Origin of the sequence: Alloyangia mangrovi, from assembly GCF_002300555.2 — a bacterium.
Lineage (GTDB): Bacteria > Pseudomonadota > Alphaproteobacteria > Rhodobacterales > Rhodobacteraceae > Salipiger > Salipiger mangrovi.
On sequence record NZ_NTHN02000009.1, the window covers coordinates 69,892 to 83,576 of the forward strand.

The following is a 13,685-nucleotide window of genomic DNA, read 5'->3' on the forward strand; positions in this document are numbered from 1 at the left end:
GGACATTGCCGCGGCCTCCACGCCGGTGGTCGCCGACTTCGGCCAGAAGATTGCCGAGGACCGATGCGGTGCGGTCTGGCAGGGCTCGATGCCCGATGGAACGGTGGCCTGGTTCGTCTTGCAGAGCCCGAGACGGGATACGATCGCCGTCTCGGCAGGCTTCCGCTCCGCGATCGCGCGCGCCTCGGAGGCAGGGGTCGCGCTTTGCGCACGGCCCCTCGGTCAGCTCGCGAGCGCCGGGGGCACCGTGCTGGCGGTCAACGCGGCCACGGCGGCCGGGACCGACGAGCGTCTCCTCGCGAGCCTGATCCCCCCCGCGCGGCATGCGGGTCGAGCCCTTGATCCGCAGCATGCTGGCGCTCGCGAGGCTGGTCGCGGCGCTTCATGGCCGGGGGCTTCTGCACCGGGACCTGCGCCCTGCCCGGCTTCTCATTTCGGGCGATTTCGAACAGGCGCGTTGCCTCAGCCTCGAATGTGCGACGCGGCATCATGGCCAGATCGGGCTACCTGCCTCCGAGATCGGCGCCTCGCCCGATTATGCGGCGCCCGAACTCACCGGACGGATCGAAGTGACCATCGACGTCCCCGCGGATCTCTACGCGCTCGGCGCAACTTTTGCCGAGATGATGTGCGGGCGCGTGCTTTACCCCGAGACCGGCATCGCCGAGCTGACCTATGCGCATGTCGCCCGGGACATCCCCGATTTCCACAGCGACCGCCCGGATCTGCCCGCAATGCTGGCGCGCATCACCCGGCAGCTGCTGCAGAAGGACCCAGACGACCGCTACGCCAGCGCCTTCGGACTGGTGCGCGACCTCGAACGCTGCCTTGCCCAATTCGAGAAATCCGGCGTGATCCGTCCCTTCGAGGATCTGTCCACCGAGGTCGCGACCCGCTTCCGCCTGAGCACGCGGCTCTACGGTCGCGCGCCGGAGCAGGCACGGCTGATCGACATCCTGCGCGCCGGAGTGCTTCGGGGGCAGCGCACCACCGTGTCGGTCGCCGGACCCAGCGGCATCGGCAAGACCGCCTTCGTGGCGCAGTGCCGCTGGCAACTCGTCCGGGCCGGGGCGCAGCTCGTGACCGGCAAGTTCGACCGCTTCAAGCTGGACCAGCCCTATGTCGCCTTCACCCAGGCGGCACAGGCGCTGATCCGACCACTGCTCGGTGCCGAGCCGGAGGTGCGGGATCGCTACCGCAGCGCGCTGGAGAACCAGCTTGGGCCGTCCGCCGGCCTGCTGACCGAGCTCGTGCCCGAGCTCGCCGAGGTGATGGGGCCTCAGCCGCCCCCCGAGGACATCCCTCCTGCCGAGGCGAACCGCCGCTTCGTCGGGATCGTCGCGCGGTTCATCTCTGTCTTCGCGACGCAGGACACGCCCCTCGTGCTGTTCCTCGACGATGTGCAATGGGCCGACCACGCGTCACTCAACCTGCTCGAGGCGCTGGCCGAGACCTCCGGCCTTGGTCATTTCATGGTCATCCTCGGATACCGCTCGACCGATGTGGACCCCTCGCATCCCGCCCACCGGGTGATCGAGGCCTGCCACGCGGGCGCGGCCCTGTCCGAGACACTCGTGCTCGGCCCGATGCAGAGCCGCGACGTCGCGCAGATGATGGCCGACAGCCTGGTGCGGGATCCCTCGGAACTGTCCTCGCTCGCCGAGAGGCTGACCCATGTGTCGCAGGGCAACGCCTTCTTCCTGCGCGAATATGTGACCAAGCTGGCCCGCGACGGCACGCTCTATTTCGACCCGACCGCCGCCCGATGGGAGGTCGACGACGAGGCGATGGCCGCGGCCGAGATACCCGGGTCCGTCACCGGATACATGACGGCCCGCCTGCGCAGCCTGCCGCCCCAGACGCTCGACCTGCTCGACACCGCCTCCTGCGTCGGCAGCCGGTTCGATCTCGACACGCTGGCGCGCGTCGGCAAGATGACCCGCCCGGAGGCCGCGCGATGGCTTGATCACGCCATCGACGAGACGATCATCCTGGCGCTTGGACCCGAGCATTCGGTGCTGGCGGCGCTCGGCGGGACCTCCGAGGGCACCGACCCCGGGCTGAACGCAGGCTACAGGTTCCGGCACGACCAGATCCGGCAGGTGGTGCATGAGCGGCTGCATGACGGCGCCCGGCGCGCCCGCCACCTCATGATCGCCCGCCTCGACCTGCAGGCGGCGGGCGACGACATGCTGCCGCGCCAGGCGGTACAGATCTTTGGCCATCTCGAATGGATCGATCCTGCCCAGATGACCGCCGAGGAGGTGCCGAGGTTCTTCCGGATCGGGCTCATGGCCGCGGAACAGGCGCAACTCGCGCTCGCCTTCGACAGCGCCCGGCTCTATCTCGAAACCGTCGAGGGGATGCTCGCTGCCCAGACGGCGCAGGCTCGGCCCGAGCACTGGCTCCGGCTGCACATGGCGCGAGCCAAATGCGCCTTCGCGCTCAACGACCGCGACACGATGGAGCGCAGCTCGCAGGCGGTGCTCGCGCAGTCCAAAGACCCCTATGTCATCGCCGACATCCAGAGCATGCGGATCCGCTACCTCTCGATGGAGAATGAGATGGACCAGGCCGCGGACCTCTGCATTTCCACCGCGGCGGCGCTCGGGGTCACGCTGCCGCGCCATCCCGGGCTGGGGCGCGTCCTGATCGAGGTCCTCCGAACGCTGGTGCCTCAGGGGCGACGCGACCCGCGCAGCTTCGCCGCCCTTCCCGAGGCCGAGGATCCGCGGGTGCGCGCCGCTGTCCGCCTGATGTCGCAATCCTCGACCGTGGCCTATTTCTCCGAGCCCAACCTGTTGCCGCTGCTGTGCATTTCCGGCACACGCCTGTCGCTGAAACACGGGCTCAACCCGCATGCACCCTATTCCTTTGCCGTGCTGGCGCTGGTGCTCTGCGGTGCGCTGGGGATGCTCGACCGGGGGTATAAATACGGCCTGCTGGCACTGGAGGTCGGCGCGCGCTACGGCGGCACCGCGCAATCCAAGACGAAATTCGTCTTCGACACCTTCGTGCGGCATTGGAAGGAGCCGCTCGGCGACGTGGTCACCCAGCTCTACGACAGCTGGGTGCAGAACCAGAACGCCGGGGACCAGGAAGACGCCACATATTGCGCCGGGGTGATGCTCTACACCGATTTCCTGCTGGGGCGGAGCGTCGATACGCCCGGCCGCCATCCTGAGGTTGTGGACTTCCTGCGGCGCACCAACATGCCCCATGTGAGGGACTGCTTCCTCGCTTGGGCCGAGTTGCTCGCGCTCCTGAGTCAGCCCGAGTTTCCCGAAGAGCTGACCGGTCCGGAGTTCGACTACCCGTCGCAGGTTCGGGAGTTCCTGCGCGCCGGCAACGGCGTGCAGGTCGCCATCAGCTCGATCGCCGCCGGGGTGCTCGACTTTCTCGCCGGGCGGTTCGACCGGGCCGAGGAACGTCTCGCGCTCGCCGCCAAGTACGAGAGCAATATCGTCGCGCAGGTGCTGGTGCCCGGGCTTGCCTTCCTGCGGGCGCTCAACGCGTGGCGCTTGGCCGAGGCTGACACGTCGCAGGCGCGGCGGATGCACCGCATCGCCCGCGCCCAGACCCGGCGGCTGGCCTATTGGCACCGCCACGGCAACGTCAACCTTGGGCATCCGCTCGCGCTGCTCCGGGCCGAGAGCCTCGCCGCAGAGGGCGAGGACGCGCAGGCCCTGCTCTGCCTAACCGAGGCCGAGACGCACGCCGGCCCCAACAAGCCGTTCTACACCGCGCTCGCCGCACGGGCGCAGGCCAGGCTCCTGAACCGGGCGCACCACCCGGACGCGGCCAGTGAGGCCGCCCGGCGGGCCAGCGCGGCGGCGGATACTTGGGGGTGCCCGGCGCTCGGCGACGCGATCCGGTCCGAAGCCGCGCTCCCCGCCCGCCAGAAGGACCCCGATCAGCCCGACACGCTGGCGGCCACGGACCTGCGGAACTTCATGGACCTGCTTGCCGCCATCACCGCCGAGACCGACGCCAGCATGCTGCTGCCACGGCTCGCCGAGCTGGCGCTGGCGACGGGGAGCGCCAACTTCTGCGCAATTGCGCTGCACGATCCCGCCAGCCCGGAGGGCGGCGGCGCACCGTATATCGAGGGCATGACCGCCCCGCCAGGTGGCGCCCTCACCGAGCTTGCAAGGCTGGACCGGCCACCTGCCCTTCTGCGCGCGGTCCTGGATGTCTGTCTGCGGACCGGCGCCCCGGTCGTGTCGCAGAATCCCGCCAGCGAAGACTTCGCCCCGGCAGCGCGGGACGCGGCAGAGCCGTTGCCCCGGTCGCTGTGCTGCGTGCCGATCCAGCAGGCCCGCTCGGTGCTCGGTGCGCTCTATCTGCACAGCGAGGTCACCCGACATGCCTTTTCCGGCTCGCGCATGGCGCTGGTACAGGCGCTGGCCGACCAGGCGGCGATCGCGCTGCAGAACACCCGCCTGCTGCACCATCTGCAACGGGCGCTCGATGCGCAGACCCGGCAATCCGAAGCCAACCGCCGGTTCGTCCCAGAGCACCTGATGCAGACCCTCGGACAGGCCGAGATCACCGATGTCGGGCTGAACCAATACGCCGAGACCGAGATGACCGTCGTATTTGCCGATATTCGCGGCTTCACCGCGATCTCGCACCAGGTCGGCCCGAAACAGACCATCGAGATGATCAACCGCTATCTCGAGCACGTCCAGCCGGGGATCGCCGCGCATGGCGGCTTTGTCGGCAACTACATGGGTGACGGGCTGCTGGCGCTGTTCCCGGGCGGGCCGGACATGGCGCTCTTCGGTGTGACCGCCATGGCGCGCGGCTTGAACGGCTACAATGCCAGCCGGGGCGATCTGCCGGCCCTGGCCATCGGCGCCGGTGTGCACTTGGGGCAGGTGACGCTGGGCATGATCGGCGATCCCGATCACATCCAGGTCGGCGTGCTCGGCAGCCCGGTCAACGTGACCGCGCGGCTTGACGGTTTGAACAAGGAATTCGGCAGCCGCGTTCTGGTCTCCGAAGAGACCGTGGCCCGGCTGGCGCAGCCGGAGCGCTTCGCCCTGAGGTCGCTCGGCGAGATGCGGGTCCGCGGCCTGTCGTCCGCCCTGAAGGTCCACGAATTCCTCGAGACCCACGACCCTGCCATGATCGAGGCGCTGATACGGGCACGGCCGACCTTCGAGCGGGCGGTCGCGGCCATGGCGGGGGGGGGATCCAGACCGGGCAGCGGCTCTCTTCCAGCAGGCGAGCGCGGTCGCCGGGGGCGATCCGGTTGCCGAAGCGCTGGCCCGGCGGTGCCGCGCAGGCAGCGGCGCGGAGCCGGAGGAGCACAGGCATCACGCGAGGGCGGCGCGCCCCGCGGCGGCAGGGAGGCTGCGGTCGGATGAGTGAGGCTGCGTCCCTCCTGCTCCTTGTCGCCTGCCTGCAAGCCAAGCATCTGGTCTGCGACTTCACCCTGCAATCTGCCGCTATGGCGGCGAACAAGGGCACCTACGGTCACCCGGGAGGGATCAGGCATGCAGGGCTGCACGGCTCGGTGACGCTGGTCGTGCTGCTGTTCTGGGTCTGGCCGCTCTGCGCGCTGCTGCTCGCGCTGGGAGAGATGACCCTGCACTACCACATCGACTGGGCCAAAGACCGGGTCGTGCGGCGGTATGGGTTCACCCTGCGCGATCGGGGCTTCTGGGTCGGCCTCGGCGTGGATCAGTTCCTGCACCAGTGGACCTACCTTTTGATCGCGGCCCTGGCCGCGGTGACAGATCGGTGAGCGATGCGAAGACCGGAACTGTCCATGGTTGCCTTGAGCCACGCCCTGCGCCGCCTCTTTGCCGGCGCGCTGGCCGGTCTTCTGTCCTGCCTCTACCTGTCGCTCTTCATCTCGCTGCTGTTCAGCGCCGCGGCCCCGGCCTTCCAGCACGACGCGCTGGCCTTCGGGCTGGTCGCCAGCCTCGGCGGCAGCCTGACGATCCTTGTCCCCGAGCGGATCAAGGGGCTCCTGTGGCAGGCGCAGTCGATCACCGTCATGGTCCTGCTGACGCCGGCAACCCAGATCGGCGAGGCGTTGCAGGGCAGCTCGCAGGCCTCGGCCTTCGCGACGATGGCCGCGCTGCTGTCGCTGACGGCGCTGCTCTCGGGACTTGCCATGGCGCTCTTCGGGCGGCTGCGGCTCGGGCGCCTCGGCGTGGCGGTGCCCTATCCGGTGCTGGGCGGCTTTCTCGCCGCAACCGGGATGCTGCTGGTCCTGCGCGGCCTGAGCCCCGGCGATGGCCTGCCCGCCGTGCTTGCCACCGCCGCGGATTGGGCCCCTCCCCTGCTCTGCGCCCTGGGCGCCTTTGCGCTCGCCCAGAAAGGCCATCAGACCATCGGCCTGCTGGCGTTCGGCGCTCTCTGCGTCGCGATCTCCGGCATCCTGCCGGGCGAGCCCGGTCCGCTCGCCGCGCCCGCCCCAGAGATGGCGGACCACCGGCTGCCGCTGCTGGCCGGCGTGATCGACTGGGGGCTGGTCTGGCAGCTTGCCCCGTCGATCCTCCTCGCCGCGGGGTTGAGCGTGCTGAGCGTGCTAGTCAACCTGACCGCGCTGAACCGGCAGGACGCGGACGGCCTTGATCCCGACCCCTTCCTGCGCTGGTGCCTGCCAGAGAACCTCTGGAACGCCGCCTTCTCGAGCATCGTCGCCTTTCCATCCTACGCGTTGACCCAGCTTGCCTGGCAGATCGCGCCGGCCCGCAGCCGCCTCGCGCCCCTGGGCATGGTCTTGGTCGTCGCGGGGTTTCTCGCCGTGGGCCCGGGCCGGATCCTCGACATGCCGCAGGTGCTCTTCCAGTTTCTGATGAACTACCTTGGGCTGGGTCTGATCCACGCCTGGCTGTGGAGCGCCCCGCGCCGGATGCCTCGGCCCGACGCCGCCCTGCTCTTTGCCATCCTCGGCGTGACCCTGACCTATGATTTCCTGACCGGCATTGCCGTGGGAACCGTCGCAGCGGCCCTGCGGTTCAGCTTCGCCTACGCCCGGCTGCCGGTGCGCCGGGCGCGGTTCGACGCCGCACTGCGCCGCTCCTCGGTCGAGCGCAGCGAAGCCCGGCAGCTGCGCCTTGCCGGCTCGGAGCAGGAGGCGGTCGTGGTCCAGTTGACCGGCTTTCTCTTCTTCGGCTCGGCGCCGGCGCTCGACTCCGTGCTCGACGAGGCGCTCGGCTGTGGCGCTGCCCGGGTGATCCTCGATTTCCAGGCCGTGCGGGGTGTGGACGTCTCTGCCGTCACCGGGGTGCGCCAGTTCCTGCAGCGCGCCGCCGGGCGGGGCATCGAGGTCTATCTTGCCGGCATGAACCGCGAGGTCGAGGCCGACCTGAGCCGCAGCATCGGCACGACGGCCATCGTTGTCGAACGCCTCGATGATGCGCTGCGGCTGGTCGAAGAGGACATCCTCAGCGCCGCCCCGCAGGACGATGAGCAGGACGAGTTGCGCCAGACTCTGGCGCAGATCGAGGCCGAATTCCCCGACCCTGTCCTGTCACGCCGTGCGCTTGCCGCCGGCGAGGTGTTGTTTCGGATCGGCGAGCCGCCGGACGCTCTCTACGTGCTCGAGCAGGGAACGTTGGTCGCCGAGATCAACCGCTCCGGTGTCGCCGCTTTCAGGGTCGCGGAATTCCGCCCCGGGGCGGTGGTGGGCGAGATGGGGATGGTCTCCGGCGCCCGTCGGAGCGCCTCGGTCCGGGCGTTGGAGCCCTGCACCCTGATGGAGCTGGATGCCCGAGCAATGGACCGCCTGAAACGGGACCGGCCCGACCTCGCGCTTGCGGTCACGGAACGGATCGCCGCGACGCTCGCCCGTCGCCTATCGCAATCGACTCGGCTGCTGCACATCTACGAACGCCCGCCGCAATAACCGTTGCCCGGAAGCCGCCCTTGGCGGCAACGCATTCACATCTCGGGCAGGGAATATCGCGGCAATTTGGTCTCTGTAGGGTTCCTGGTGCTTCCTTTTGGCCTTCGCCTTGGGGTATAGACATCCGAAGCAGAATTTATTCAATCATGGAAACATCTTATGTTTCCGCGCGCCTCTGACCCTGACGCTCCGCGCGCGGGCTGTCTTGCCGCCTGCCGCCCACGCCCAGGAACATTCGACAGAACAGGGGCGGCTCCGGTACGGGGCGCTGAAGCGCGGCCTTGCCATCGAGCGGGAACCCGGGGTGAACCCTTTCAAGGTCGGCATGGTCGGAGCCACGAAATCGCACGCTGGCATGGCCACCGCGCAGGAGGACACTTTCTTCGGCACGCACTCGGGCCTGCAGCCCGAGCTGCACCGCCGGGAGCGCGTGGTGATCGAGGCGCCTGACCCTGCGCTCAGTTCCTAGGGCTGGAAGCAGGCCACGGCCGGGCGCGGCGCGGTCTGGTCGGGCGACCGGGTACCGGGAGGGCGCGGGCAAGCCGCGTGAGCTGGAAGAATTCCATCGGCGCGCCCGAGCTCATCGGCGTCTGGAAGGCCCCCGCGGGGATCAGCGGTAGATCAGCGTCGGGAGCCACATCGTGATGCCCGGCACGAAGGTGACCAGCAGCAGCACGAGAACCAGCGGGATCAGGAAAGGTGCCGTGCCCGATAGCGCGCGTTCAAAGGGGATGTTGGCGACGCGGCTCAGCACGTAGAGCACCATCCCCACCGGCGGCGTCAGCAGGCCGATCATCAGGTTCAGCACCACGATCACCCCGAAGTGCACCGGGTCCACCCCGAGGTGCACCGCCACCGGCAGCAGCACCGGTACGAGGATGGTGATCGCCGCGACCGTCTCCATGAAGCAGCCGACGATGAGCAGGATGAGGTTGATCAGCAGCAGGATCACCACCGGGTTGTCCGACGCGCCGAGCAGCAGGTTCGCCGCCATCTCGGGCACCCGGTTCGAGGTCAGGATCCAGGCGAAGATCGACGCCGCGCCCACCACCAGCAGCACCACAGCCGTGGTCTCGATCGTGTCGTAGCTGACGCGGATCAGGCGGCGCAGGGTGAGCGTGCGGTAGACCACTGCCCCGAGGAAGATCGCGTAGGCGCAGGCCGCCACCGCGGCCTCGGTCGGGGTGAAGGCGCCGGTGAGGATGCCGCCGACGATGATCACCGGGGTCAGCAGCGACAGGAAGGCGCGCTTGAAGCTGAGGCCGAGCACCTTCAGCACGAAAGGCTGGTCGCGCTTGAACCCGTCGCGGCGGGCGAAATAGGCCACCATCAGCATCAGAGCCACGGCCATGACGAGCCCGGGGATGAAGCCCGCGGCGAAGAGCTGGCCGATCGAGGCGCTGGCCACCACGCCGTAGATCACCATCGGCAGCGACGGCGGGATGATCGGCCCGATGGTCGAGGAGGCGGCGGTGATGCCGACGGCGAAGTCGGTCTTGTAGCCCGCATCGCGCATCGCCTTGATCTCGATGGCGCCAAGCCCGCCCGCATCGGCCACCGCCGCGCCGGACATGCCCGCGAAGATCACCGAGGCGCCGACGTTCACATGGCCGAGCCCGCCGCGCATCCAGCCGACCAGCGCCAGCGCGAAGTTGAAGATGCGCTCGGTGATCCCGGCGGTGTTCATCAGGTTGCCGGCAAGGATGAAGAAGGGCACGGCGAGCAGCGGGAAGCTGTCGACCCCGTTCACCATGCGGTGCGCCACCACCATCGGCGGCACGGTGCCCGACAGGATGAAGGCAAGCGATGCCCCTGCCAGCGCGATGGCCACCGGCACGCCCACGATGATGAGCACGAAGAGCAGGACGAAGAGAAGCGTGATGGTCATGTCCGGGTCCTAGTCGATGGCGCGGGTTTCGTCCGCATGGGCTTCGGGGTCGATGAGTCGGCTGGTGCCGCTCGACAGGTGCCTCAGGCCGTTGATCGCGGCGTGGATCGCCATGCCCCCGAAGCAGACCGCGACGAACCAGTAGACATAGGACTTGGGCACGTCGATCGAGACCATCATGCCCCCGGTGCGGGTGGCCAGTTGCCCCGAGAGCCACGCGAGCGTCGCGAAGAAACCGGTGGTGACGAGGTCGATCACCACCTGCATGACGCGGCGCAGCGGACGCGGCACCCAGCGGTAGAGAAACTCGACCGCGATGTGGCTGTTCTTGCGCGCCGCCATGACCGAGCCGGCGAAGGTCACGCCAATCAGCAGGTAGCGGGCGATCTCCTCGGTCCAGCCGAAGGAGTCATTCAGCACGTAGCGGGTGAAGAACTGCAGGAAGACCACAAAGGCGAGCACCCAGAACAGGGCCAGCACCAGGATGTCCTGCGGGCGGATGTCGGAGAGGTCGATCTCCTTCGAATCCTCGTCGGAGATGTCGAGGGTGAAATCCTCGGGGCCGGACTCTGCGCCGATCTTGCGCGGCTCGGTATCGTCATACATGGGGGCGCCTCACGTGAGGGTCGGTTGGCCGGGGGCGAACTCCGCGCCCCCGGCTCGGGACAGCTCGGGCTTACTGACCGATGGCCTGCAGCCGGTCATAGGTCGCCTGGTCCCAGGTCGCCATGTCACCGTTGTGCATGGCTTTGACCGCCTCGATGAACGGGCCGCGGTCCACTTCGTTGACCGTCACGCCCTCGTCGATGAACCACTGCTTGAGGTTGTTCTCGGCCTCGATCACCTGCTCGGTGGCACAGGTCGCCGTGTCATCCAGCACCTGCTCGAGCGCCGCCTGGTCCTCTTCCGAGAGGCTGGTCCAGGTCGGCCCGCCGACGATGGTCAGCAGCGCGTCGGTGATGTGGCCGGTGAGGTTGATGTTGGACTGCACCTCGTAGAACTTCTTGGCCTGGATCGTCGGCAGCGGGTTCTCCTGCGCGTCCACGGTGCCCTGCTGCAGCGCGAGGTAGACCTCGGCGAAGGCGATCGGCGTCGGGTTCGCGCCGGTGGCTTTCGGGAACATCATGTAAAGCGGCGCGTTCGGCACGCGGATCTTCAGCCCGTCCATGTCGGCCGGGGTGAGGATCGGCTTGTTCGAGGTCACGTGGCGCTGCCCGTAGTAGGTGAGCGAGGTCACATGGTTGCCGGTCGCATCGGCGTAGCCCTGGGTCAGCTCGTTGAAAAGGTCGGAATTGCGGTAGGCGTCCCAATGCGCGTAGTCGCGGAACATGAAGGGTGCACCGCCGATCGCGAGCGGGCCGTAATAGCGCCCGGCGAAAAGCTGGCCGGTGTAGATGATGTCGACGGTGCCGAGGCTCAGCCCCTCGTTGATGTCCGACTCCTTGCCCAGCGTCGAGGCCGGGAAGACCTCGATCCCAAGGCGGTTGTCGGTTGCCGTCATCAGCGCGTCATTCGCCGCCACCGCGCAGGTGTGATAGGGCTCGGCGGTCTCGTAGACATGCGCGAACTTGAGCACCCGCTCGGCCTGTGCCGACGCGGGCAGCGCCGCCCCAAGCGCCACCGCCGCTGTTGTTAGGAATGCTAGTGTCTTCGTGATCCGGGTCATTTGGTTCTCCTCCCTAAATTCCCAAAACTTGGACCTTTTCAGCCGCCCACCACCTCCAATGGCGGGATGCCTTTCTCCTCCGCGAAGCGCGCCAGCGCCTCGACAGCCGTCTGATCAAGCGTCATGCCCTGCACCAAGCGGCGCCTGCCTTCCGCCCATTCCCTGTCTCCGGCCGCCATCACTTCGGCGCCCTGAGCGGTGCTCGAGCCGCGAATGGCATCCCGGTAGCGGCGGACCGTCCCGGTGAAAATCTCGAGCCCGGCAAAGGCCGCAGGGTCAAAGGCCATGACGAAGGCGCCGAGCCCGCGCGGGGTGGCCATGTCGTCGGATATCATGCCGGGCAGCTCGAAGCTGAGCGGCGCGCCCGAAAGCGCCGTGCTGAGGATCTCGGAGATCCCAGCCAGGCCCGCGCCCTTGTAGCCGAACTCGCCGCCGAGCGGCGCGAGCATCTCGGCCAGCTCGGGATCGGTGACGTTCTCGCCAAGCCCGTTCGAGGCCGTGTCGGCTGGCAGCTCGATGCCGAGCGCACGGCTGAGTTGCACCTTATTGAAGGGGATAGCGCTGGTCGCCATGTCGAAGAGCCAGGGCTCTTGCCCATCCCCCGCGGGGCCAGCCATCGAGATCGGGTTGGTGCCGTGGAACTTCTCGGCACCGCCGTGCAGCCGCACGAAGCTGTCGGAGTTGCAGAAGCAGAACCCCAAGAGCCCCTCTTCGGCAATGGCGCGCGCGTAGGCCCCAGCCGCGCCGAAGTGCGAGCTGGCCCGGATCGCCACCGCGCCCGAGCCGCTGGCGCGGGCCAGCGCCACGGCCTTGTCGACCGCGGCATAGGTGGCACGCGCCCCATGTGCATCGCCACCGTCGAGCAGCGCGGCCCCGGCGCTTTCGCGAAGGAAGCGCAGCTCGGGCGCGGGATTCAGTCGGCCCTTGGTGAAGCCTTCGAGATAATGCGGCAGCAGCCGGTAGCCATGGGTGTCGACCCCCAGCGAAGAGGCATGGCTGAGCGCACGGATCACCGCCGCCCGGGTCGGAGCATCGCAGCCCGCCGCGGCCATGGCGGCCCCGGCAAAGCGTTCCATCTCGGCCTGCATGACCCGCGACGGCGGACGCGGCGCAGCACTCGCCCCACGCTCCTGCGCCAGGTAGTTCTGCGTGGTGTCGCGAATATGGCTGCGCATCAGCGCCTCGGCTGCCTCGGTGTCGCTCGCGGCAATCAGCGCGGCGAGCTGCTCGTGCTCAGCCAGCGAGCGCGCATTCAGCTCGTGTTCGCGGCTCAACTTGTTGCGGAGCGCCTGGATGCGGAAGGACAGCATGTGATGCGTCTTTTCCAGGTACACGTTGCCGCATTCGGCAAAGATCGCGTGATGAAAGGCGTTGTCGAGCAGCTTGTAGCTGCGCGAGTCGCGGGTGGAGAGCGCGCCGGCCATCTGCCCGGTGATCTCGCGCAGTCGGGTGGCAAGCGGCAGGGCGCGGCGGGCGATGGCGAGGCGCAGCGCCTCGATTTCGAGCATTTCGCGCAACTCGCCGAGACTGCGTATGTCGTCCGGCGACATCTCGAAGACGCGCGGGCTGCGGTTCGGCCTGGTGGTTATCATGCCCTCGCACTCGAGCTGCACCAAAGCCTCGCGCACCGGGATCTTCGACATGCCGAGGTTCGCGGCCAGCTCGGACTCTCGCAGCGCCGAGCCCATGGGCAAATCGCCCGAGATGATCTGTTCCCGGATCGCATCGCGGGCCCGGTCGGACAGTTTCGGCGTGCCCTCACGCAGGGTCGGTGCATCCACGATCGTCCCTCCTCCACCTCACCGAACGGTATATGGTATACCAACGCTAGGTCAACTGTGATCTTAGAGTGGCGATGCTGAGCCTGTCGAACCGGCGGCACTCGAAGAGGTCAACGCCCTCGCCTGTAAACGCTGGGGGCAGCCACATCCAAGGCAGTGCACATGTATGGACCGGGCTTTCGCGGGTCCGCTCGGACCTGTGGCGCTCACCTGCGCACTCCTAAAAGCCCGCGACCTCGAGCAATCCATGAGCCGACGCGGCAATTTCCATGACACGGCCGTCGCCGAGAGCTTCTTCACCTTCCTCAAGCGCGAGAGGATCAGTCGCCACCCTAACCCGACCCGCCACGAAGCGCGGCGGGACGTGTTCGACGACATCGAGATGTTCAACGATCCAAAGCCCAAGCACGCGCGGAACGGAATGCTGTCACCCGTCGCGTTCGACCGGCAGCAGAAACTGCAACCAGAAGGCGTCCACGATAC

Annotated in this window: 8 protein-coding genes and 1 pseudogene; 5 read left to right on the forward strand and 4 right to left on the reverse strand. The window is 68.2% G+C overall.

Going from position 1 to position 13,685, the window contains the following annotated elements; translation table 11 throughout:
• Nucleotides 1-338: 338 nt before the first annotated feature.
• The 4 genes from CLG85_RS07140 (at nucleotide 339) to CLG85_RS07155 (ending at nucleotide 8,336) form a co-directional block, all read left to right on the forward strand.
• Nucleotides 339-5,372, forward strand: a complete 5,034-nt coding sequence (locus tag CLG85_RS07140; protein ID WP_260348636.1) for an AAA family ATPase — start codon at nucleotides 339-341, stop codon at nucleotides 5,370-5,372.
• The gene (locus tag CLG85_RS07145; protein ID WP_095884204.1) at nucleotides 5,369-5,752 is read left to right on the forward strand and encodes a DUF3307 domain-containing protein; all 384 of its coding nucleotides are present in this window, start codon (nucleotides 5,369-5,371) and stop codon (nucleotides 5,750-5,752) included. Before CLG85_RS07140 ends, CLG85_RS07145 begins: the two co-directional genes overlap by 4 nt.
• 24 nt (nucleotides 5,753-5,776) lie before the next feature.
• Complete coding sequence (locus tag CLG85_RS07150) at nucleotides 5,777-7,867, forward strand: cyclic nucleotide-binding domain-containing protein (protein WP_176476729.1); 2,091 nt, start codon at nucleotides 5,777-5,779, stop codon at nucleotides 7,865-7,867.
• A gap of 205 nt (nucleotides 7,868-8,072) precedes the next feature.
• Nucleotides 8,073-8,336 (forward strand): DUF3604 domain-containing protein, encoded by a 264-nt coding sequence (locus CLG85_RS07155; protein WP_235865514.1) that lies wholly within the window; start codon nucleotides 8,073-8,075, stop codon nucleotides 8,334-8,336.
• 141 nt (nucleotides 8,337-8,477) lie between these two features.
• On the opposite strand, the gene CLG85_RS07160 is transcribed toward CLG85_RS07155, so the two are convergent.
• From CLG85_RS07160 to CLG85_RS07175, 4 genes are all read right to left on the reverse strand, one after another.
• Nucleotides 8,478-9,755: a TRAP transporter large permease gene (locus CLG85_RS07160; protein WP_095884201.1), complete on the reverse strand. Its 1,278-nt coding sequence runs from the start codon at nucleotides 9,753-9,755 to the stop codon at nucleotides 8,478-8,480.
• Nucleotides 9,756-9,764: 9 nt separating this feature from the next.
• Complete coding sequence (locus CLG85_RS07165) at nucleotides 9,765-10,361, reverse strand: TRAP transporter small permease (protein WP_095884200.1); 597 nt, start codon at nucleotides 10,359-10,361, stop codon at nucleotides 9,765-9,767.
• 70 nt (nucleotides 10,362-10,431) lie between these two features.
• Nucleotides 10,432-11,421 (reverse strand): sialic acid TRAP transporter substrate-binding protein SiaP, encoded by a 990-nt coding sequence (locus CLG85_RS07170; protein ID WP_095884199.1) that lies wholly within the window; start codon nucleotides 11,419-11,421, stop codon nucleotides 10,432-10,434.
• A 38-nt stretch (nucleotides 11,422-11,459) separates the two neighbouring features.
• Nucleotides 11,460-13,202, reverse strand: a complete 1,743-nt coding sequence (locus CLG85_RS07175) for an Ldh family oxidoreductase (protein WP_260348637.1) — start codon at nucleotides 13,200-13,202, stop codon at nucleotides 11,460-11,462.
• Between the two features lie 214 nt (nucleotides 13,203-13,416).
• Between CLG85_RS07175 and CLG85_RS07180 the strand changes: the two are divergent.
• Nucleotides 13,417-13,677: pseudogene (locus CLG85_RS07180) on the forward strand (IS3 family transposase); the annotation flags it as partial.
• Between the last annotated feature and the right edge of the window lie 8 nt (nucleotides 13,678-13,685).